The sequence below is a fragment of the Clostridioides sp. ES-S-0001-03 genome (assembly GCF_020676075.1).
GTDB lineage: Bacteria > Bacillota > Clostridia > Peptostreptococcales > Peptostreptococcaceae > Clostridioides.
This window is the reverse complement of record NZ_JACVWJ010000006.1, coordinates 177,003-200,165: the sequence shown is the minus strand read 5'-3', so window position 1 is coordinate 200,165 and position 23,163 is coordinate 177,003. Positions and strand designations below refer to the sequence as shown.

General features: G+C 27.2%; 23 protein-coding genes. 12 read left to right on the top strand and 11 right to left on the bottom strand.

The features are described from left to right. The first annotated feature begins 246 nt into the window (after positions 1 to 246). The 5 genes from grdG to IC174_RS14140 all read left to right on the top strand — a co-directional run bounded on the left by grdG (position 247) and on the right by IC174_RS14140 (position 5,861). Positions 247 to 1,533 (top strand): sarcosine reductase complex component B subunit alpha, encoded by a 1,287-nt coding sequence (gene grdG, locus IC174_RS14160; RefSeq protein WP_227483220.1) that lies wholly within the window; start codon positions 247 to 249, stop codon positions 1,531 to 1,533. 85 nt (positions 1,534 to 1,618) lie between these two features. Continuing rightward, positions 1,619 to 2,926, top strand: coding sequence for a sarcosine reductase complex component B subunit beta (gene grdF / locus IC174_RS14155; protein ID WP_227483219.1), 1,308 nt, complete (start codon positions 1,619 to 1,621; stop codon positions 2,924 to 2,926). 309 nt (positions 2,927 to 3,235) lie between these two features. Next, on the top strand, positions 3,236 to 3,943 hold the full coding sequence (locus IC174_RS14150) for a LytR/AlgR family response regulator transcription factor (protein ID WP_227483218.1): 708 nt from the start codon (positions 3,236 to 3,238) through the stop codon (positions 3,941 to 3,943). A 1-nt stretch (position 3,944) separates the two neighbouring features. After that, entirely contained in the window at positions 3,945 to 5,330 is a 1,386-nt protein-coding gene (locus tag IC174_RS14145; protein WP_227483217.1) for a sensor histidine kinase, read from the top strand. A gap of 87 nt (positions 5,331 to 5,417) precedes the next feature. Beyond that, complete coding sequence (locus IC174_RS14140) at positions 5,418 to 5,861, top strand: FlxA-like family protein (protein WP_227433245.1); 444 nt, start codon at positions 5,418 to 5,420, stop codon at positions 5,859 to 5,861. A gap of 276 nt (positions 5,862 to 6,137) precedes the next feature. On the opposite strand, the gene IC174_RS14135 is transcribed toward IC174_RS14140, so the two are convergent. Together IC174_RS14135 and IC174_RS14130 are read right to left on the bottom strand one after the other, a co-directional pair. Beyond that, positions 6,138 to 6,362, bottom strand: a complete 225-nt coding sequence (locus tag IC174_RS14135; protein ID WP_003423664.1) for a FeoA family protein — start codon at positions 6,360 to 6,362, stop codon at positions 6,138 to 6,140. A gap of 96 nt (positions 6,363 to 6,458) precedes the next feature. Next, positions 6,459 to 7,712 carry a sodium/glutamate symporter gene (locus tag IC174_RS14130; RefSeq protein ID WP_227483216.1) on the bottom strand — a complete coding sequence of 418 codons (1,254 nt, stop codon included), beginning with the start codon at positions 7,710 to 7,712 and terminating at the stop codon, positions 6,459 to 6,461. A 270-nt stretch (positions 7,713 to 7,982) separates the two neighbouring features. Here IC174_RS14130 and add point away from each other — a divergent pair, with 270 nt between their 5' ends. From add to IC174_RS14105, 5 genes are all read left to right on the top strand, one after another. Continuing rightward, on the top strand, positions 7,983 to 8,972 hold the full coding sequence (gene add, locus IC174_RS14125) for an adenosine deaminase (protein ID WP_227483215.1): 990 nt from the start codon (positions 7,983 to 7,985) through the stop codon (positions 8,970 to 8,972). Positions 8,973 to 9,046: 74 nt separating this feature from the next. Further along, complete coding sequence (locus IC174_RS14120) at positions 9,047 to 9,784, top strand: EcsC family protein (protein ID WP_227483214.1); 738 nt, start codon at positions 9,047 to 9,049, stop codon at positions 9,782 to 9,784. 198 nt (positions 9,785 to 9,982) lie between these two features. Further along, positions 9,983 to 11,134, top strand: coding sequence for a double-cubane-cluster-containing anaerobic reductase (locus IC174_RS14115; RefSeq protein ID WP_227483213.1), 1,152 nt, complete (start codon positions 9,983 to 9,985; stop codon positions 11,132 to 11,134). Positions 11,135 to 11,155: 21 nt separating this feature from the next. Then, positions 11,156 to 11,911, top strand: a complete 756-nt coding sequence (locus IC174_RS14110) for an acyl-CoA dehydratase activase (protein ID WP_227433252.1) — start codon at positions 11,156 to 11,158, stop codon at positions 11,909 to 11,911. A gap of 193 nt (positions 11,912 to 12,104) precedes the next feature. Next, positions 12,105 to 14,492, top strand: a complete 2,388-nt coding sequence (locus IC174_RS14105) for a cell wall-binding repeat-containing protein (RefSeq protein ID WP_227433253.1) — start codon at positions 12,105 to 12,107, stop codon at positions 14,490 to 14,492. A gap of 223 nt (positions 14,493 to 14,715) precedes the next feature. Here the strand turns inward: IC174_RS14105 and IC174_RS14100 are convergent, their stop codons facing one another. Beyond that, positions 14,716 to 14,949 carry an ATPase gene (locus IC174_RS14100; protein WP_227433254.1) on the bottom strand — a complete coding sequence of 78 codons (234 nt, stop codon included), beginning with the start codon at positions 14,947 to 14,949 and terminating at the stop codon, positions 14,716 to 14,718. Between the two features lie 276 nt (positions 14,950 to 15,225). Between IC174_RS14100 and IC174_RS14095 the strand changes: the two genes are divergently transcribed. Next, a complete protein-coding gene (locus IC174_RS14095) occupies positions 15,226 to 15,816 on the top strand; it encodes a TetR/AcrR family transcriptional regulator (RefSeq protein WP_227433255.1) in 591 nt (196 codons plus the stop codon). 113 nt (positions 15,817 to 15,929) lie between these two features. Further along, on the top strand, positions 15,930 to 16,088 hold the full coding sequence (locus tag IC174_RS14090) for a hypothetical protein (RefSeq protein WP_227483212.1): 159 nt from the start codon (positions 15,930 to 15,932) through the stop codon (positions 16,086 to 16,088). On the opposite strand, the gene IC174_RS14085 is transcribed toward IC174_RS14090, so the two are convergent. The 8 genes from IC174_RS14085 to IC174_RS14050 all read right to left on the bottom strand — a co-directional run bounded on the left by IC174_RS14085 (position 16,075) and on the right by IC174_RS14050 (position 23,046). Beyond that, on the bottom strand, positions 16,075 to 17,457 hold the full coding sequence (locus IC174_RS14085) for a recombinase family protein (RefSeq protein ID WP_227483211.1): 1,383 nt from the start codon (positions 17,455 to 17,457) through the stop codon (positions 16,075 to 16,077). The genes IC174_RS14090 and IC174_RS14085 overlap by 14 nt on opposite strands. A 67-nt stretch (positions 17,458 to 17,524) precedes the next feature. Then, on the bottom strand, positions 17,525 to 17,929 hold the full coding sequence (locus tag IC174_RS14080; RefSeq protein WP_227483210.1) for a type II toxin-antitoxin system HicB family antitoxin: 405 nt from the start codon (positions 17,927 to 17,929) through the stop codon (positions 17,525 to 17,527). Between the two features lie 34 nt (positions 17,930 to 17,963). Then, the gene (locus IC174_RS14075; RefSeq protein ID WP_021366669.1) at positions 17,964 to 18,395 is read right to left on the bottom strand and encodes a hypothetical protein; all 432 of its coding nucleotides are present in this window, start codon (positions 18,393 to 18,395) and stop codon (positions 17,964 to 17,966) included. Next, the gene (locus IC174_RS14070) at positions 18,377 to 19,054 is read right to left on the bottom strand and encodes a nucleotidyl transferase AbiEii/AbiGii toxin family protein (RefSeq protein ID WP_227483265.1); all 678 of its coding nucleotides are present in this window, start codon (positions 19,052 to 19,054) and stop codon (positions 18,377 to 18,379) included. Before IC174_RS14070 ends, IC174_RS14075 begins: the two co-directional genes overlap by 19 nt. Before the next feature lie 204 nt (positions 19,055 to 19,258). Next, on the bottom strand, positions 19,259 to 20,458 hold the full coding sequence (locus IC174_RS14065) for a transposase (protein WP_227483209.1): 1,200 nt from the start codon (positions 20,456 to 20,458) through the stop codon (positions 19,259 to 19,261). Next, positions 20,436 to 21,053, bottom strand: coding sequence for an IS607 family transposase (locus IC174_RS14060; RefSeq protein WP_227483208.1), 618 nt, complete (start codon positions 21,051 to 21,053; stop codon positions 20,436 to 20,438). Before IC174_RS14060 ends, IC174_RS14065 begins: the two co-directional genes overlap by 23 nt. Positions 21,054 to 21,611: 558 nt before the next feature. After that, positions 21,612 to 21,782 (bottom strand): hypothetical protein, encoded by a 171-nt coding sequence (locus IC174_RS14055; RefSeq protein WP_227483207.1) that lies wholly within the window; start codon positions 21,780 to 21,782, stop codon positions 21,612 to 21,614. A 70-nt stretch (positions 21,783 to 21,852) separates the two neighbouring features. Beyond that, on the bottom strand, positions 21,853 to 23,046 hold the full coding sequence (locus tag IC174_RS14050; RefSeq protein ID WP_054277935.1) for a 3'-5' exonuclease: 1,194 nt from the start codon (positions 23,044 to 23,046) through the stop codon (positions 21,853 to 21,855). Positions 23,047 to 23,163 lie beyond the last annotated feature (117 nt).

Genomic DNA, 23,163 nt, shown 5'->3' with positions numbered 1-23,163 from the left:
TCTCACAATTATTAAAAGATAAGTAGAAAAATTCTACTTATTTTTTTTATTATAATTTTTAAATTTAAGACTTACAATAATTATAGGTAAATTCAATGTTTATATAAGTAAAAAATGAAAATATCTATAGCATTAACATAAAAAAGCTATATTTTAAATAATTGGCATATAAAATGCTTTGTATATAAATAAACGTAATAATAGATATTTTTAATTGCGATTAAATGTATTAAGGGGGATTTTCATATGAAGTTAGAGCTAGGGAATATATTTATAAAAAACGTTGAATTTGGCGAGAAAACAGAAGTAAAAGATGGCATATTATACGTGAATGGTAAAGAAATAGAACAGATAGCTTTAGAAGATGAAAGAATTGTAAGTGTAAATGTTGAACTTGCAAGACCTGGTGAATCAATAAGAATAGCACCAGTTAAAGATGTTATAGAACCTAGAGTTAAAATTGGAGATGAAAGCAAAATATTTCCTGGAATTATTAACAAAGTAAAGACTGTAGGAAGTGGAAGAACTCATATCCTTTCAGGAGCTTGTGTTATAACTTGTGGAAATATAGTTGGGTTTCAGGAAGGTGTAATTGATATGAGTGGTCCTACTGCTAAATATACACCTTTTTCAAAAACAAATAATGTATGTATTGTTATAAAAGCAAAAGAGGGAATAGAAACTCATGATTATGAAGAAGCAGCTAGAATAGTTGGGTTAAAGATAGGCGCCTATATAGGAGAAGCAGGCAAGGAAATTGAACCAGATGAAATAATAGTATATGAAACAAAACCACTATTAAAACAAGTGAAAGAATATCCAGACCTACCAACAGTAGCATATGTTCATATGTTGCAATCACAGGGACTTTTACATGATACTTATTATTATGGAGTTGATGCTAAACAAATAGTTCCAACATTTATGTATCCAACTGAAATAATGGATGGAGCCATAATATCTGGTAATTGTGTTGCACCATGTGATAAAGTGACTACTTTCCACCATTTAAATAATCCAGTTATACATGACTTATATAAAAGACATGGAAAAGACTTAAATTTTATAGGTGTAATTTTAACTAATGAAAATGTATTTTTAGTTGACAAAGAAAGAAGTTCTGATATGGTTGCAAAGTTAGTAGAATTTTTAGGGGTTGATGGAGTATTAATAACAGAAGAAGGATACGGAAATCCAGACACTGACCTTATGATGAATTGTAGAAAATGTAGTGAAGTTAGAGCAAGTGTAGTTTTAATAACTGATGAGTTTCCTGGAAAAGATGGAAAGAGTCAATCTATAGCAGATGCTACTAAAGAGGCAGATGCACTTGTTTCTTGTGGTCAGGGAAACTTAGTAGTCCATTTTCCTGCTATGAAAAAAGTTATAGGAACTTTGGATTATGTTGAAATGATGATTGGTGGATATAAAGGATGCTTAAATGAGGATGGAAGTATGGATGCAGAATTACAGATTATAATAGCATCAACTATAGCAAATGGTTACAATCATTTGACAGCAAGATATTATTAAATAAATATTTGAGTATAGGTTATTGTTAATACTATTATTAATTTAATTGATGTAATAACTATAAAGTGATTTGGAGGATTAAGATATGAGTAAAATCAGAGTTGTTCACTATATAAATAATTTCTTTGCTGGTATAGGAGGAGAAGAAAAAGCAGATATTCCACCAGAAAAAAGAAAGGGAGTAGTAGGACCTGGAATGGCATTTCAAAGTCAATTCAAAGATGAAGCAGAGATAGTTTCAACTGTAATTTGTGGAGACACATATTTTGGAGAAAATATTGAAAATGCTACTAGAGAACTTTTAAAAATGATAAAAGAAGAAAAACCTGATTTATTTATTGCAGGGCCAGCATTTAATGCAGGGAGATATGGAGTAGCCTGTGGAACTATTTGTAAAGCTGTTGAAGAAGAATTAAATATTCCTGTAGTTACAGGAATGTATAAAGAAAATCCAGGTGTAGATATGTTTAAACTAGATTTACACATAATAGCTACAGGAAATTCAGCAGCTAGTCTTAGAAAGGTAGTTCCAATAATGTCAAGACTAGGGATTAAATTAGTTAAGGGTGAAGAAGTAGGACCTCCCGAAGTAGAAGGATATATAATGAGGGGAATAAGAAAAAATTTCTTCCATGAATTTAGAGGTTCTGAAAGAGCAATTGAAATGCTGGTTAAGAAAATGAATGGAGAACAATTTGAAACTGAATATCCAATGCCAGAATTCGATAGAGTTACACCTGTAAAGGCTATCAAAGACTTATCTAAAATAAAACTTGCATTAGTAACTTCTGGGGGGATAGTTCCAACTGATAATCCAGATAAAATCGAATCTTCAAGTGCTACTAAGTATGGTATTTATGATTTAACAGGTATGAATTCTATGTCAAATAAAGATTTTACAACTATACATGGAGGTTATGATAGAGCATATGTACTTGAAAATCCAAACTTAGTTGTGCCATTAGATGTGGTTAGAGAATTTGAAAAAGATGGTGTGATTGGAGAGTTGGCAAATTACTTTATAACCACTACAGGTACTGGAACAAGTGTGGGTAATTCTAAGAGATTTGGAGAAGAATTTTCTAAAAAATTGGTAGAAGATAAAGTAGAGGCTGTAATTTTAACATCTACATGAGGCACTTGTACTCGTTGTGGAGCAACGATGGTAAAAGAGATTGAAAGAGCAGGTATAGCAGTTGTCCATGTTTGTACTGTAGTACCAATATCACTTACAATAGGAGCAAATAGAATTGTTCCAGCAGTAGGTATACCATACCCACTTGGGAATCCAAAGCTAGGAGAAGAAGAAAGTAAAAAAATTAGAAAGAACATAGTTTTAAAAGCCTTAAATTCATTAAAAGAAGATGTAGAAGACCAAACAGTATTTGAATAATAAAAATATAGCACAACACTTAAATTAAAATAGATGTCATGAAATAGTTTTTAAAAATTATTTTATGATATCTTTTTTTATTAAGTAATTTTAAGTAATTTAAAAATATTAAATATATTTGTTTGTTTTTAAATTTACTAGAATGGAAAATTAAATTTAGAGTATTGATACATAAATTTAAATTAGATATACTATGAAACGTAAAGTTATTCACTTTGGAACATATATTAAGCATACTAGAACAGATTAATTGAAAGAAAGAAGTTAACTTTATATAATAAAATAATATGAGAAAGAAGGTGTTACATATTGATTTCAATTGCTATTTGTGATGATGAATCGTATATGCTAAATGATTTAAAAGCAAATATAGAGCTATATATGAATAAAAATAATTTATTATATAATATAGAGCTTTTTGATAAAGCTGAGACTCTATTATATAATCATGAATTATTTGATATTATCTTTTTAGATATACAGATGGAAGGTATTAATGGAATGCAAGCAGCTAAAAAACTAAGGTCATATGATAATGATTGTTTTATAATTTTTGTGACAGTTTTAAAGGAATTTGTATATGATGCTTTTGAAGTAGATGCTATAAATTACTTGCTCAAACCATTATCTAATGAAAAACTATCTAAGACAATGGATAGAATAATTATAAAGCTGGATAGTAATGAAAAAAATTATATAACAATACAAAAAGGGCACTCATATTGGAGGTTAAAAATAGCAGATATTTTATATTGTGAAGTTATAAAAAGAAAGATTTATATCCATTTAAAAAAAGAAATTATTGATTATTATGAAACTATTGATAGTCTAGAAAGAAGTTTACCAATAAATTTTTTTAGATGTCATCGTAGTTATATAATTAATTTACAAGCTGTATATAGCTATGAAAATGGTAATGTAGTTATGGAAAATGGAGATATGATACCTGTTTCTAGGTTACGTCAACAAGAATTTTCTGAAGCTATGCTTGAAAATATGAAAAATAGGAGGAGATAGCATGGCTAATTTATCTTCTTCTAATGTATTATTAGAATATAGTATTTTGTTCGTTTTTGCAGTAGATAGAAGTCTAATGGCAGTATTGCAATATTACTTTCTAATTAGTTTTACAAATACTAAGTCGAAATTTGGGGACTGTAGTTTATACTTGTTAGTATCAGTTTTGTCAATTAGTATAAATACATATTTTAATTTATATAATTTATTTTATTCACGGCTTATATTTTTTCTACTGACTTTTTTGTTTGTAAAGTATGTAATAAAAAAATCTACAGTTTTATCTATAGTATTATCTCTATTAGTATATATAATTGAGCAGTTAGCATATGGATTTATAGCTCCATTTAATTACTTACTATTTATAAATAATACAGATATAAATATTTATAAATTTGTTATAAATACAGAGATTTCATTTTTTATTACGATTATAATAGTTGGATTTATATATTGGTATAGTGCTAAAAAATTTAATATTAAAACTGTAAAATTTGATAGATATTCAATAATTTTGATAATGCCATTGTTACTCATAATATTATTTTGGCAATCATTTGAGCATACTGGTTATTCGAGTTCAACGATAAATATCGATACAAAACTTCAAACTGTAAAATTATTAATAAATACATCTCTTACTAAAGAAATTCAAGCTTTCCTTTTTTCTTCAATTGGAATTATATGTGTTTTTTTCTCTTTATTTGAGTTTAAGAAATTGATGCAATATTTAAAAGAAGAGAAAAATAAGGCGATTTTAAACCAACAAATTCATTCTCAAAAAAATTACATTGAAGAAGCAAAATCTCGATTGTCACAAACGATGTCTTTTAGGCATGATTTTAATAATCATTTAGCTATTGTAAATGGATTGCTAAAAAAAGGCGAAATTTTAAAAGCACAAGAGTACCTAAATAAACTCGAAAAAATAACCAGTGACCTATCATTTTCTTGTAATACAGGAAATATTGTAATTGATGCCCTTTTCAACAATAAATTAAGCATAGCAAAACAATTAGGAATACAGGTGGATTGTGACGTAATTATACCAAGTAATACTAGTATAAATGATGTTGACCTCTGTATAGTATTTGCCAATGCTATTGACAATGCAATTAAAGCTTGTAAATTTGTAGATAAACGAAATAGATATTTAAAACTATCAACTAAACTAGATGGTGGATTTTTTATGATAGAAATAAGGAATAGTTATAATGCAGCAAATAATTACACAAGTGGTTCAGGTATCGGAATTTCAAATATAAGAGAGGTTGCTAAGAAATACCAGGGAGCTATAAGTATAGAGAATACATCAGATTATTTTCAAATAAATATATTACTAATTATTTCATTACACTATACTGACATTTCAGAACAATTAACTTGAAAATAGAATTTGTAACCAATATTATATATGTAAATAAAAGTATATATAAATGAAAAATTTAACATATAGAAATAGGAGGTTACTAAAATGAAAATTGAAAGTATAAGTGGTCAGACACCAAGGATGTCTAATATAGACAGTTCAGGTAATAACCAAAGTGAAATACAAAGTTTAGAACAGCAAAAAAAAGTATTGCAAGAAGAATTGGAGAAAGTTAAAAACGATAAAAGTATTGATAATGAAATGGCTAAGTCAAAAATAGAAAATTTAAAAAAAGAAATAAAAGAAATCGAAAGTAAAATTCAAGAATTAAAAGAAAAGAAAGCACAAGAGTCAGAGGGAGGACAAAATACTGTTTCTGAAGTGAAGAATAGTACATTAGATAGAAAAGAAGAAAATTCTAATAATAAAAATGCAAAAACACCATATGATATTTTTGAAAAAAGCAATGAAGAAGAACAATGGGACAATACTTATAGTCTTGTTCAAGACGATAAAAATTTAAAAGTAAAATTTAATAGACCTATATAGTGTATCTAGAAAATCAACTTGTTGAAATATTAATTAGTATTTTATACTCTTAAGTAATAATTATATAAATATATTAAATGTAAATAAATATACTATATTTATACAAATTTAAATATAGCTTTATAACTACTATTTATGAATTTCTATTTTAAATTTTATAACAAATATAAATGTCAGTGGCTATCTTCTTAAGATTACTTATGGTTCTAATACAAATGTTTTTAATGCAAATAAAAAAAGAGATTTTAAAATCTCTTTTCTTATTTTTATTTTATATTAATTATTTTTTAAATTTATATTTTTTGCATCAGATTTTCTAATAGCTAAATCAAATCCTCTAAATCTAATCACTATAGGATCATTAAGAGGGGCTATTTTTTTTACTTCAACTTCAGTGCCATCTATTAATCCTAAAGCAAGAAGTCTCTTCATAAGTTTTTCATTCCCAGCTATATTATCTATAATTCCCTTTTGTCCAAGTTTTAAGTTGTAAACAGTCATTATTAACACCTCCTAATGAAAATCATTATCAAGTTCTATACTTATAATATATAATAAAAAAGCTAAATTGTCAATATATAACAAAAAATAAACATACTAGCTCAGTATGTTTATAAAAAATAGTATACAAGGGATACTAATGGCATCTAGTAAAAAACCACTTACTAAGGGAACAACCAAAAACGCTTTTGGAGAATCTCCGTATTTTTGTGTTAAAGAGCTCATATTGGCTAAAGCATTTGGAGTAGCACCTATTCCATGTCCAATTAAGCCACTTATTATGATGGCAGAATCAAAATCTTTTCCAAGTATCTTAAAACAAATAAAGATTGAAAATAAAATTATAAAGATTACTTGAAAAGTTACTATTAGAAGAATTGGAGGCAATAATGTTGATAATTCAAATAAATCTATATTCATAAGTGATAATGTTAGAAAAATTCCTAATGAAAGTTCTTTTAGAAACTCTATAAGTTTAAAATTTAACTCTAGTATATTTATTTTGTCATTTAAATTTCTGAAAATAACTGCTGAAAACATACAAGTCACAACAGAAGGTAAAAGAATGTTACATGTCATATAAAATATTCTGCTTATAATTTCTCCTGTATTTATACAAATAAATATAAGAAGAACTTGCTCTAAAAATATAGTAGGAGTTATCTTTTGGGACGAGTTATTTTGGATTATTTTATTCCTGTTTCTAAAAAATTTATTCATTACTCTCATTGAATCTTTTTTATATTTAAGACTTGATAAATCTGCTTTTGTTGAAGGTTGCAATTTATACTTTTCTATTAGAAATCTAGCAACAGGGCATCCCAATATCCCGCCTATAATAAGACCTATTGTTGCAGCCGATAAGCCAACTCCAACTGCACCATTTATACCAAGACTTTCTATTGTAAGCCCAAATGCAGCCGAGTAACCATGACCACCTTCCATAGATACATTACCGCACATAAGTCCTAAAAGTGGTTCAAGTTTTATAATTTTTGATATTGATATGGCTATGATATTTTGAAAAAATGCTAATATTCCACATAAAATCCAATATCTAAATAATACACTACCACCTTTTTTTATAAGGTTTATGCTTATTTCAAGTCCAATAGTTGTAAAAAAGAAAGTTATGAAATTTGGCATTAAGTTTCCACTTACAGAGATGTCTGCTATATGAAAGTATTTAAGAAATAAATTTAAAAAACAAAATAATAGACCTCCTATTACTGGTGCAGGTATACAGAAGTTATTTAAAAATTTAATCTTATTCTTTAACAGATTACCAATTAAAAAGAATAGCATAGATAAGGTTAAAGTTTGTATAGTATTAAAAGTTAAAGTAATCAAAATAAGTCCTCCTTTGTAATTTAAAAATTTAAAATCGCCTTTATATAATTTAAATTATTATGTAATGGAATTTTTACTATCAAATGTATATTAATAAATGTATATTAAAAAAAATCAATGGATATAATTAGATAATTATAAATTAAATGAGAATATTTTACTAATACACAGCTTTTAACATGAAAAATTTTAGTATATTGTTATAATAGAAATAAGACTTAAAAACTTATCAATAGAATATATTATTTATAAGTATAAAAGGAGGATAAAATGTTTGAAAATTTACCTAAGATAGAATTACATTGCCATTTAGATGGAAGTGTTAGAGTAGAAACTATATTTGATATAGCACTTAAAGAGAAAATAGACTTACCATCAGATAATATTGATGAAATAAAAAAATTATCAAAAGTTCCACATGATTGTACTTCACTTGATGAATATTTAAAAAAATTTGATTTACCTCTAAAAGTTATGCAATCTAAAGAAAGTTTAAAAAGAATTACTTTTGAACTTTTGGAGGATGTAAGTAAAGAAAATATTAAATATATAGAAATTAGATTTGCTCCATTACTTCATACTCAAAATGGGTTGAGTGCTAAAAGTATAATTGAAAGTGTGGTTGAAGGAATTAGAGATGCTGAAAGTGTTTATGATGTAAAAGGGAATTTAATATTAGGTTGTATGAGAACAATGACCTCAGAAGAGGCATTGTTGGTAATTGAAGCAGGTAAATCTTTTATAAATAGAGGTGTTGTAGCAGTAGATTTATGTGGTCCAGAGAAGGACGGATTTTGCAGTGAATATGAAGAAGCTTTTAAATTGGCAAGAGATTATGGATATAAAGTTACAGTACATGCAGGAGAAGCTGCAAGTGGAAAAAATGTATTAGATGCTATAAATATTTTAAAGGCAGATAGAATTGGCCATGGTATAAAAATTAATGGAGAAAAATATGCATATGATTTAGTTAAAAATAAAAAAGTATTACTGGAAATATGTCCAACCAGTAATGTACAAACTAAGACAGTAGATTCTTATAAAAGTCATCCATTTTACGATTTTTATAAAGATAATTTGAATGTAAGCATAAATACTGATAATAGAACTGTGTCAGATATAAGTTTAAATTCAGAACTAAATCTAATATTTGATATATTTAATCTAAATTTAGAAGACTATAAAATAATTTATAAAAACACAGTAGAAGCAAGTTTTGCAGATAAGGAGACTAAAAAATATTTATACAGTCTAATTTAGTAGGTTAAATGAACTATAACTTTAAATCAATTAAGTAAGTTAATTAAATTTGTATTTTAGAGTAGGAGATAAATTTGAAAAATTATAAAGAGATTTCTTATAATGAATTAGCAAAAAAAGAATTAGAACAATGGAAGAAAGATATATTAAAAAAACCGTCTATATTTGATAAGGCGTCAAAAGGTATACAAAATAAATTCAATGGAGTCTTGCCAGATAAATACCATGAAATAATGACTTCTTCAATAAAAGGAATGACAAAAACTGTATTGTTTGGATATAAATATGCGACAAAGACACCAATTAGAAATATATCTTTAGAGGAAAGGGAAAAGCTAGTTGATGAAAAGGCTAAAAATTATAAAACTACAGCAATGATTGAAGGAGCAGGTACAGGAGCTGGAGGGATTTTTTTGGGGCTTTCTGATTTTCCTCTACTTTTAGGTATTAAGATAAAATTTTTATACGATGTTGCTTCAATATATGGATATGATGTCAAAGACTATAGAGAAAGAATTTATATACTAAATATATTGCAGTTGGCCTTTTCTAGCCAATCTCATATAAATACAACACTTAAATTGATGGATAATTGGGATGAGTATATAAAAAATTTACCAAATGATATCAATGATTTTGATTGGAGAACATTTCAGCAAGAATACAGGGACTATTTAGATTTAGCCAAATTTTTGCAACTAATGCCTGGAATAGGAGCATTTGTAGGATTTTATGTGAATGGAAAATTAATTGATAAATTGCATGAAACAGCAGTATTTGCTTATAGATTGAGGATTAGAGAGTTTAATTAATAAGTGTTAAAATTTTAAAAATGACTATAAAATATATCTATATATATATTGATTTGCATTGATAAAAACAATGATGAGTGAAAGGTAAAGCATGATAAAATCTAATGTAGAGGTTTGTATTTTAATGGAAATATTTAAGTTTTACTGTTTAAAATACAAAATGAATTATAAAGAGAAGTAATTGGGAGGAATGTTTTCATGGCAAATTTACCAAAACAATTTGATAGTTTTAATGAAGCTAGACAAAAAGGATTTATAAATGCAAAGGAACTTAAAGAAAGTGGGAAAAAAATGGTTGGAGTGTTCTGTACATTTACTCCAGTTGAAATTCCAATGGCAGCAGGAGCAACAGTAGTAGGTGTTTGTGGAGTTAGTGAAGAACCAATTCCAGATGCAGAAAAAGTGTTACCAAGAAATCTTTGTCCTTTAATAAAATCAAGTTATGGACATGCAATAACAGATACATGTCCATATTTCTATTTTTCTGATTTATTAATAGGAGAAACTACCTGTGATGGCAAGAAAAAAATGTATGAAGAACTTGCAAAGGTTAAACCAACATATGTAATGCATTTACCAAATACTGCAAAAGGTGAGTTTGCTTATAAGCTTTGGAAAGATGAAATGATAAAATTAAAAGATGAAGTTGAAAAGTCTTTAGGAGTGACTATAACAGAAGATGATATAAGAGCTGCTATAAAAGATAAGAATGAAGAAAGAGAACTTCTAAAAGAGTTTTATGCACTTGGTAAATTACAACCATCTGCACTTACAGGTCTTGAACTTCATAATGTTCTATATCAAGCAGGTTTTAAATTTGACCGTGCTGAACTTAAACAATCTTTAAGAAAAGTTATAGATGATATGAAAGAAAGATATGAAAAAGGAGAATGTCCAATTACAAAAGATAAACCAAGAATTCTTATAACAGGTTCTCCAATTGGTGGAATAAGTGAAAAAATAGTTAAAACTTTAGAAGATGCTGGAGCATCAGTTGTTGCATATGAACTTTGTGGAGCTATAAGATCAAATGATTTATTAGTTGATGAAGAAAATGAAGATGTGTATGATGCTTTAACACAAAAATACATAAATATAGGTTGCTCTTGTATGATGAACAATGACCATAGAATTGAACTATTAGATAGAATAATAGATGAATATAATGTAGATGGTGTAATAGATGTAGTTTTACAAGCCTGTCATACATTTAATATAGAAAGTTACAGAGTAAGAGAATTTGTTACAAAAGAAAAAAATAAGCCATTTATGTCTCTTGAAACTGATTATTCAAAATCAGACACTGAACAATTAAGAACTAGATTTGAAGCGTTTGTGGAGATGTTATAGGAGTAAATAATAGGAGGGTTTATGTTTAGTATAGGAGTGGACTCAGGGTCAGTAGCAACAAAAGGTGTGTTATTTGATGGTCAAAAAATTGTCAAAAAAATAATTATACCAACTGGATGGAGCCCTAAAAGTACATCTAAACAAGTTTATGAGTTGTTAAGCGATGGAATTGATAAAAAAGATATAAAAAAAGTAGTAGGCACAGGTTATGGCAGAGGAGTAATGGACTTTGCTGATAAGAAAGTAACAGAAATAACGTGTCACACTAGAGGCGTTTACTTTTTAAATGAGAATGTAAGGACTATTTTAGATGTAGGTGGCCAAGATAGTAAAGTTATAAATTTAGATAGAGATGGAAATGTATTTAATTTTATAATGAATGATAAGTGTGCTGCTGGTACTGGTAGGTTTTTAGAAATTACTTCTAATCTTTTGGGGAGTGATATAGAAAGTATTGATACACTAGCTCAAGGAAATGAACCAGTTAATATATCTAGTATGTGTACAGTTTTTGCAGAGTCAGAAATAGTAAGTCTCTTAGCTCAAAATATTTCTACTGGAGATGTAGCAGCAGGAATACTTAAATCTATTGCAAATAAGTCAACATCAATGCTAGCAAGAGGAGAAATAGTAGATGAAATTGCATTTACTGGAGGCCTTGCAAAGAGTAAAGTGTTAGTAAAAATGATAGAAGAAATATTAGATAAAAAAATATTTATTGCAGAAGATACTCAGATAATGGGGGCTCTAGGAGCTGCAGTAATTGGATTTAAATAAAAATATCTTAAATAATAAAATAAAAAGTTGAAGTTATCCAAGATAATTTCAGCTTTTTATTTTATTCTATTTATTTTTAAAGGAAAACTTTGGTATAATTGATTTAAATGATTATATATTTAGAAATAATCAATATTTAGTCATATATAGTATTAAATCTTTAAAAATTAGCTCGAAGTTAGGGGGAGAAAGTATGAAAAAGTTTGCTTCAAGAAAAGCATCAAGGTTTATTGCATTATTTTTAATTTCTATTTTAGTAATGTCAACGATTCCTGTGTCAGCTGAAAATGGAAATACATTGAATCAGATAAAAAAAGCTGAATACAGTGAGACCTATAAACAATATCTAGAAGATGCTAAAAATGGACGTACAGAAAAATATAATGGTATTATACCAAATCCATATCAATTGGAAGGTACTAAAGTTCAAAGCAAAGGAAGAACAGCTCCAGCATCTTATGACCCAAGAAAGTTAGGATTAATGACATCAATAAAAAATCAAGAAAATCTTGGAATATGCTGGGACTTTGCAGCTATGGCAACTTTAGAAAGTTTCCTGAAATTGAAGAATTATGGAGACTATGATTTATCAGAAGAACATTTAAGATGGTGGGCTTCAGAAGGTGAATATGGATGGACTGTAAATGATATGGATGGTGCTTTAAATTATGAAGCTATGGGATACTTAACATCTTGGTCAGGTCCTAAATTGGAAAAAGATATTCCATATAATGGTAAAATATCTAAAGCACAAGGAGCAACAAAACCAGCTAATATGAATACAGCACCAACTGTCTTTAATGTAACAGATGCTGTATGTGTAAGTAATGATATGAACTCTACAAAAAATGCTATATTACAGTATGGAGCAGTAACATCAGGTTATTATGAAGATATTAGGTATCAAAGTGAAGACCAAAATTCATATTATTGTCCAACAAAAAGTTTTAACACTAACCATGCTATTTCAGTTGTAGGTTGGGATGACAATTATTCTAAGGATAACTTTAATTCAAGCAATAGACCATCAAAAAATGGTGCATGGCTAATAAAAAATAGTTGGGGAGATTATAATTCTGAACGTGGATACTTCTGGATATCTTATGAAGATAAGACTCTTATGTCTGATATAGATAATTTCTCAATCAGAGGAGGTCAAAAACCAAATGATGATGAAAAAATGTATCAACATGACTATGCAAGTATTGTTCCTTTAATTTCAAACAAGATAACAGCTGCAAATGTATTTGACTTTAATAGGGGAGATGAGACTCTAAAGTCTGTAATGTTTTTAACTGAGAGTATAGGAGCTAAGTATGAAATATATTATGCTCCAGTAGTAAATAGCATACCTCAAGAAAATAACATGAAAAAATTAAAAGAGGGCACTACACAATATTCGGGATACATAACAGTTCCAATCGATTCTTTTGATATACCAGAAGGAAAAGGTGCTATAGTAGTTAGCATAGAAGATAAAAGTGGAGAATCAACTATAGGTTCAGAATCAAATGTTCCAGGTTACGATACGTTTAAAGCAAAAGCAAACTTAGGAGAAAGTTACATTATAGATAGTACTGGAAAATTCTATGATATAAATAGAGATAGCAAGTTTTATCCATGTAACTTTACTATAAAAGCTGTTACAGAAAAATCTTCTGGGGAAAGTATTCCAAATGAATCTTTAATTGGTAGTGATAGATATGAAACTGCCATTAAAGTTAGTCAAAATGGCTTTAGTTCTTCAGAAAATGTAGTTTTAGTAAATGGAAGTTCAATAGTGGATGCATTGGCAGCAACTCCTTTTACATCTGCTATCAATTCACCAATACTATTAACACAAAAGGAAGCTTTGAATTCAAAAACTAAAGCTGAAATACAGAGATTAGGTGCAAAAAAAGTATACTTAATAGGTGGAGAAAATTCCATAAGTAAAGAAACTGAACAACAATTAAAAAACTTAAATATATCAACTGAAAGAATATCAGGAAGTGACAGATATAAGACAAGCTTGCTATTAGCTCAAAAACTAAATAGTATAAAAAATGTTTCTCAAATAGCTGTTGTAAATGGTGTAAAAGGTTTGGCTGATGCAATTAGTGTAGGTGCAGCCGCAGCAGAAAATAATATTCCAATTATACTTGCAAATGAAAAAAGCGAATTACAAGGAGCAGATGAATTTTTAAACTCACTAAATATAGAGAAGTCTTATATTATTGGCGGTACAGTATCTTTATCAACTAGTTTGGAAAGTAAACTTAAAAATCCCACTAGATTATCTGGTAGTAGCAGAGACGAAACAAATTCAAAGATAATAGATAATTTTTATAAAAAAGATACTTTGAAAAATGCATATGTAGTTAAAAATGGAATCAAGAGTCAAAATGATTTAATAGATGGATTAGCAGTTGGCCCTTTAGGAGCAAAAAATGCGTCACCAGTAATTTTGGTTGGTGATAAATTAGCTGATAGTCAAAAAGATGTTCTTAAAAATAAAACTTTAGAAAAAGCAACTCAAGTTGGTGGAGGTGCAAATCAAAACGCCTTTAAGGAGTTAGTAAAATTAAAAAGTGCTAAATAAGATAGATACTAGTAGATTAATATATTTATAGTAGAGAGTGTCAAATGTAAGCTGTAAATAGTTATTTTAATTATTGATAACTGAAACAATCAATAATTATAAGATTCTATTTACAGCTTTAAATATATGTATTAATATTTTAAGTGTATAAATAGAAAAGGGTTATTTTTATATAGAAAGTCTTACATCCTATATAAAAATAACCTGTATTTAATTAACTTTTTTATATAGTTCTAATAGCTATTATAGAGCTAAGTGGTAAATATAGTGTGTAAGTCTCGTTTAAAGATGGATTAGATTCGTCTATATATCTTGAACAAAGTGTAATTGATAAGCTGTCTGCTTCTATAATTTCCCCATATAAAGGGCAACTGCTAAAATAAGAATTTACTTCAACATATTTATTTAAGTTTTCTTGAACAAAATCATAAAAACGATTTTTTGTAGTAGTAGTCATAAAATCAACTCCTTCATTTTTTATTAAAAATGGAACTTTTAAAAAGATAAATATGATTACTGCTATTAGAAACTAAGTTAAAAAATAAGCAAATAGATATGAAAATAGAATAATATATTATTTATACTTTAATTATAACATTATAGCATAAAAAAAGCTATATAAAATTCAGAATTTTCGAAGATTTTTAATGGAATTAAGAAATTTATTGACATTAAAGTGGAAATGAATTATATTGACTGTAAAGATTAATTTAGTCAAATAGGAGGTGAAAGGATGCCTAAATCATATTCTGATAAAGAAAGAGAATACATAGTTAAAAGACTTAAAGAAGAAGCTAGTTTGTGCATTGAGCAATATGGTATTAGAAAAACTACTGTTGATGAGCTTGTAAGACGAGCAAATATTCCAAAAGGAACTTTTTATCTGTTTTTTCAATCTAAAGAATTACTTTTTTTTGAAGTATTGAGAGATATACATGATTCAATACAAAATCAAATGTTATATGAATTAGAAAAACTTGATGACAGTGTTACATATGAACAGTTGACAGATATATTTATGAAATTTTATAAGTTAGTTGATGATACTTCAATTTTAAATCTGTTAATTAATGGAGAATTTGAAATACTAATGCGAAAATTACCAGATTCTATAATTGAAGAACATTTTAAACATGATGATTTTGAAATTAGTAAGATGATATCTTATATTCCAAATGCAAAAAATAAAAGTGTAGAAAACTTTAGTGGTGCGTTTAGAGCAGTATTTCTTACTATGTTATACAAACATGAAGTTGGTGAGAATTGCTTTGATGATGCTTTAAGATTGATGATAAGAGGTCTAGTTATACAACTTATGGAATAAATTTTTAAACTTGTTTGCTAATATTTTTACTAAAAAGTATTAACAAACAAAAAAATTGGTTTTTATTGACTATATAGTTAAAATAGTCAAATATATAAAAAGGTGGGATAAAAATGATTAAAGTTGATAATTTATCATTTAGTTATACAAATAAAAAATTTTTACAAAATATTAATTTTGAAGTAGGGAAAGGAGAAATACTAGGATTTTTAGGACCATCTGGTAGTAGTGTATTAGTACAAAAATTAAAGCTAATTATTATAAAAAAATGATAGTAGGATTCTTATTTTCATCAATAACTATAGTATCTATAATACTAGTCCATAAAGTTCTTTTTTCTTGGTCATTTAAATCAGCATATATTTCTTCAAAATTAATTTCTAAAAAACTTTTAATTGCTTGTAGATTTATTATAGAATTTTTTTCCTCACTCTTATTTTTTTCTAATTCAATCAATTGTGTATTAAGCTTTTGATACTTAAGTTTGTAATTTTCTTTATCTATTAAGTCATCAAAATATAAATCTTGAAGTTTGTTTATTTGTTTTTTTATCTTATCTTGGAGTTGTTTATTATTATTTTTGCTTTTAGGTTTTGTATTATTAGATTCATGTCTAAATGCAATTTCTTCTAATTGTTTTCTTACGTTTTTCAATAAAAAAATCTCAAGTTTTTTTTCTGATAATCTCTTTGTATTGTCACATTTTTTTGTAGTCTGAGATATGTGACATCTATAATACTTATATATTCTTTTATCCGTGCTTAAAGAATATGTACCACTCATTTTACGCCCACATTTACATATTACCATACCAGAGAAAATATATTGCATACCTAAATTGTTAAGAAATTTGTTATTATAAACTTTAGCATTTTTTGATAAAAGCTTTTGAACAGTTTCAAACTGTTCTGGACTTATAATTGCATCACAAAAATTTTCTACAACGAAATCGTTGCGAATGTATATTCCTGTATATATGTTATCTCTTAATAGTTTGTAAACAAAATTATAAGAAAAATTAGCATTGAAAGAGTTGTTTATATGTTGTAAAACTTTTATCATAGAAGTTAATTTTTCATAAGAAATAAAACATTCTCTTACTATTTCAGCTTTTTCCTCATCAATTACTAAGTGTTTATCAACAATCTTATATCCGAAAGGAGTACTTCCACTGATAACTTCACCACGTCTAATTTTATTATTAAAAACAAACTTTATTCTTTCGCTTGTTTGTGAAGCTTCATTCTCAGCAACAGATAGCATAATATTTATATGTAATCTACCAGCCGCAGTACCAGAGTCGTAGTCTTCTAAAATTGTTTTCCAATCACATTTATGTTTTTCTAAAATTTCAATTATTTTATAAAAGTTTTTAACACCTCTACTAAATCTATCAATTTTAGTTAATAAAATCAAATCAATTTTATTTTCTTTTATATCTTCAAGCATACGTTGTAAGCTAGGTCTTTTTAAGTTTGTTGCACTATAGCCTTCATCAATATATTTATCGACTACAATAAAACCATTATCTTTTGCATACTGTTCTAAAGCTTCTGTTTGAGTTCTAATACTATCACCATGTAATACTTGCTCTTCTGTACTAACACGTATATAAAGAGCAACACGTTTTATATTGTCCATTAAAATCACTCCTATTGTTTATATGTTTAGTGCCTAGATTAAATTCACTAGGCACTATTGATTAAGATTAATTAATATCAAGTTTATTTTTCAATGCTTCCTGTAATAACTGAGAAAAATTTATATTATTTTTTTCAGCTTCTTTATTTAACCATGAAGGAATAGTTAAAGTTTTTTTGATTGATTTACTATCATATTCTTTTATTGTTTCTTTTAAATTAACTTTTACCAATATAGCAGTTTGATTTTCTTTAGTACTAATATTATTTAGTTGTGTAGGTTTTGGAATTTCTAAACCATCTGAATATAAATCAAATAGTTCCAGTTTTAAAGCATCCTCTGCCATAAGGAAAGCTTTTTCTAAGTTCTCGCCACAAGTTATTATATTTGAAAAATCATAAAAATTAACTTCATAGTCACCTTTATCATGTTTTGCTATAACTGCTGGAAATATATATTCATTTTTATACATATTTTCACCGCCTTTATAAAATTAGTTACAAATATTAATTTTCTTCATAATAATCATGAGATTTTGCAAAACTTATAGCATCCAATACTTTTTGTTCTATATTGTAATATCTAGCTACATTAAGTACCTCATTATAATGTTCTTTTTCATTCTCATTATAGAAAATGTAATAGTCTAGAGCTTCTTGAATAAAACTATACTCGCTATCATACCTTATCATATCACAAATTGTTCTTGCAGGATTTGTTATCCAAACACCTTTTCTAACTTCTTCTACATAAGATAAGTCTAAATTTTTAACAGGGTACACTGTAAAATAATCTGTATCAATTTCTTTATCTATAAAAGCAGATTGAGCTATTATATGATTGTCTGGAAAATTAGTTATTCCTAATAAGCTTCCTGCATATTCTCCACATAGTACAACATTATTGAAAGAGTTTCTTATTACTCCTGTAAAGTCCACCTATCATTCCTCCAAACATAATTTTTATTTGATTTTGATGCTATAAAAGTGTGTATTGGAACTATAAAATTGCTTACTCTTTTATAAACAGTTGCAAACTCAGGCTTAGATTCAATACCTCTTAATCTATTATATCCATGCTCTAAAGTATTAAAATTCTCTAATTGGAACATGTACATTTTTTCTGGTATATTTTTATATTTATCTATATACAATCTTACTAAATCATTGCTATTATATCCTTTTAAGTAACTTAGCGAGTATATATCAAATAAATCTTTTAACCTTCTATTAATTTGTTTACTCTCACAAGCATGTATTTTGTCAACCAATATTAATTCTGGTGTATATCCATTAATTGTAACTAATCCACCTAGTGAATATTTCTCTGAGTCTAAAGTAGACCACTTAAAATTCACATCTATACTGAATCTGGTTATTAATTCAGCATCTCTATAAACACCTATGGTTACACTTTCATTTTTAGTAGCTTCACTTGTTGTTATTTCTTTTATAACTTTATATATTACTTCAAATCTACTATACTGAGAGCAAGATATTATATCTTTTTTGAAATTAATCCATTTATTATAATCAGTTCCGTGTATATCTATATCTTTTGTTAATCTTCTATTCCGATACGAAAAATATACACAAATTTATATAAATATATCTACTTGTCTACATCTTTACTGTAAGTTGTCTTATACCTAAAAGGCTTTTAACTTAACTTTTCCTACTTCAACGTGTCCTATTTTGAATATCCGAAGATAATCTACTTTAGTTTGATATAACACTTCATAGGCTTAAATTCCCCAGTATCGATGGGTACACGTTTAAGATTTCTTTTAATGTGAAAGCTCTTAAACTGAATAATTTGCTAAATTAATACTTGCATTATAATCTCTATCAATAGATATTCCACAATTATCACATTTGTAAATTCTATCACTTAGTTTTAAATCTTTTTTAATGTTTTCACAACAAGAACACTTTTTACTACTTGGAAAGAATTTATCAACTTCTATAAATTCAATACCATATTTTTTACACTTGTATTGAATTTGTCTTTTAAATTCATATAGTTTTTGTTGTTGAATAGCTTTAGATAAATGTTTGTTTTTCATTATACCTTTTATGTTCAAAGTTTCCATTACTATTCTGAAAGGTTTGGTTTTCACAATTTCAGAACTTGTTTGATGTAAATGGTTATTACGAATATTTGTAAGTCTACAGTAAATTCCTTGAACAACTTTAAGTTGTTTTTGATAGTTTTTACACTCTCTAAGTGGACGAATATATTCAAAAGACTTTAATCTTCCTTTTTTATCTCCACTTTTATAATAGATTTTATTAATCATATTGTTTTCCTTCATACGTGAAAAACTTCTTAATTCCCTTTTAAGTTTCTTTTCAAGTCTTTTAACTTCCTTACTTTTATTAATATTTTTATAAGTTTCACCATTTGAACATATAGCTAAATCCTTTATTCCAACATCAATTCCTAGTGATATATTTGTAAGCTGATATGTTTCTTCTTCAATTTCAATACTAAAAGATAAACACCAATGCTTTCCGTCATACTTAATATGGGGATTACTATATTTATCTTTTACTTTTGGTAACATCTCAGAAGTTTCAACTATTCCTATTTTTTCTCCTCTAAAATGAAATCCATCAATTCTTTTTAAAGATTCATAATTTACATAAAAACTTGGAGTAGATTTATGTTTTGATTTAAATTTTGGTTTGTCAGCAAGTTTTTTAAAGTATTTAGTGTAGGCATCTTTTGCATCCTTAACACCTTGCTTCATTACATTACTTCCAACCTCTTTTAACCATGCATGAGTAGTAGGTTTTAATACATTATTAATGTATTTTCTTACCTCCCCATCACCTATAAATCTTTTTCCTGTTTTATTATTATCTAAATATGATTGATATGTTTCATTTTGGGTAGCTATAAAGTAATTATATGACCATCTAGCTACACCAGCTGATTTCCAAAATAACATTTCTTGTTCTTTTGTGGGTTTTAATCTAATCTTTTTCCCTATTATCAATGCTTTTCACCTCATCAATCAAACGTTTAGTTTTTTTAGAACGTGAACCATATAATCTATTAGCAAATACTGTGATAATTTGAACCAAATCATCAGTTAATTCTTCTTCTTTAGATTTCTCACTATGGTCTACAATTTCTATTTCAACACCGTTAATTTCACAAAGATATTCTATAAGTTCAAAACCAAATCGTACTAACCTATCCTTATATAGAATTACGACTTTGCTCACTTCTCTATTATTTATCTTATCTATTAACTGTTGTAAACCCTTTTTCTTATAATTAATACCACTACCTACATCTTTAATAACCTCAAATTCATATCCTTTGGCATACATATAAGTTTTAAGATTTTCAACTTGTGTTTCTAAATCATCCTTTTGAGATGGCGTACTAACACGACAATATCCAACTACAATGCGTTTTAACTCTGACTTTTGATTAAATTCTCTAAGTTGTTCAGTTGAATAGTATCTTGTACCACCCTCTGAAACATAATGAGGCTTTAACCTTCCATCAGCTTCCATTCTTCTTAATGTTTTTGGATGAACACCAACTTTTTTAGCAAACTTTCCAATGGAAATTAATTCCATACGTACCACCTCCTTGTATTAATTATATTTTAATACAAATCGGCTAATTTATCTATATATTTTAAATTTGTCTATATTTTTCTCATTCACATTAAAACGCAACTTTTAATGCAGTCTTTCTCTCACAAGTAGACCTCTTATGCTTTCACATAAGCGTAGACTATATCTTCATCTTATCCTCTGATAAGAGCCACATTTTTCTTCCACCATTAGCTTGTGGTTTTACTCTCCCTCAAGGAGATAGTCGTTGAAGGTTCTCCATATCTAAGACTTAGGAGTTTCCCTGCTAAACATCCATTGCATTAGCACTTAGGACTATCACATAAAATTGATAGCTTTTATTTCACCATATGCCATCTCAATTATTTTTTCCGCTTTCGCACCTTTACATATGCCATTTCTAGCTTCGCTTTGGTCATTGAGCTTTAGGAGTTAAAAGCAATTAACGTGGAGTTCGCACCAATTACTTGATACGAAGGGCTTACTGTTTATCTATATTTTATCTGTATTTTTGTATAAATTTATATACATTTATATAGATTTTTATTAACAGTTATATTACCCATAATTATATTTTTTAAAAGCACATAATAATGTTATTCCACCTTTAAAAATCATATCATTAAAACTATTGCTATGACTCATACAGTAGATAAAGTCCTCTATATAATCTAGTGTGCTATTATTATCATGAAAATTGTTACTATTACTCCACTTATTATTAATCAACAGTATCATTTCCTCCTTTCTCTAACTATATTTATATTATAACAAAAATATCAATACGTATCAATACGTATTAACAAGTAACTTTTTGAGAAAATCTTTTTCTTATTTCTTTGATTATAAACTCTAAAGTCTTATTTTCAACGGGTTTAAGAGTTTTGTTTGTTTTTAGATTTTCTATTTCTACGATATTTTTTCTTATGTCAATAAATGTAATTTTCATGTTATAGTCTTCTCCAAAAACTTTGATTAAATTTTTTTGACTATCCCAACTATAATCATTATTACTTAGAAATAAGAATACATTCTCGAATGAAGGAAAATCTTTTCTGTATTTTAATGCCCAATCTAAAGGGTAGTCTTTACAATTTGCTTCAAAATCAAAATCGATAGAATTAATTAAAATCTCATTATTGACTTCTTTAAGTAAAGTATCAGATTCTTGTAATTTTTTGAATATTTTTAAACATGTTTTTGCATCCTCTAAGGAATTATGATGATTAAATTCTATGTTATATTTTTTTGCAAGAGTAGATAGTTTATAGTTTTCTAAATCAGGTAATAAATCCTTTGCTAACTTTAAAGTATCATAAGACATTTTATTGAATTTTTCAGCGAATTTAGGTATATCCATATTATATCTTTCACATTCCTGTCTTATACAAGCTAATTCCATGCTTCTTAGATTGTGTGCTATCACTAATGTAGATGGAGTTATATATTCTTCAACAATACTCCAAGCTTCATCCCATTTAGGAGCGTTAGAAACATCTTCTGGGGTAATACCGTGTATTTTAATATTGGTCTTTGAAAATTCTGAATTAGGGTTAACTAAGATTTCTTTTTCTATCAAAATCTCATTATCTTCTTCAACTACAAAGCCAATACTACAAACAGAACATCTTTTTGAATTTGCAGTTTCAAAATCTATAGATAAGATTCTAGTATGGTTTTTGCTGTCTATTTCAGCGATAGAAAGGTTTTCTTCCAAAAAGATATAGTTTTCTGTTTTATGTTCTAAACTATACTCACTCATGCTGTATTCTAAATTGAAAAAATTATCATTGTTGTAAAATTTAATTCTATCATAAATATTTACAAAATGTTTTGTCATTACTTCATTTTTAGTTAAATTTGTATTCATGGCTTTATTAAAACCTTTTGTTATTGCAGTATGTAATACGTTTTTTGGAATATTCATTTTAGCATTAGAAAGTGTTAGAATTATGCCTTTTCTTGCTCCAGTAGATAAATGTACAATTAACATATTATTTTACCTCGACTTTATTATATATTTTGTTTACAGATAGTAACATATATATTTTACTTTTTTCATACTATACATGTCAAATATAAACAAAATATTATAGAAAAGTACAGGTGA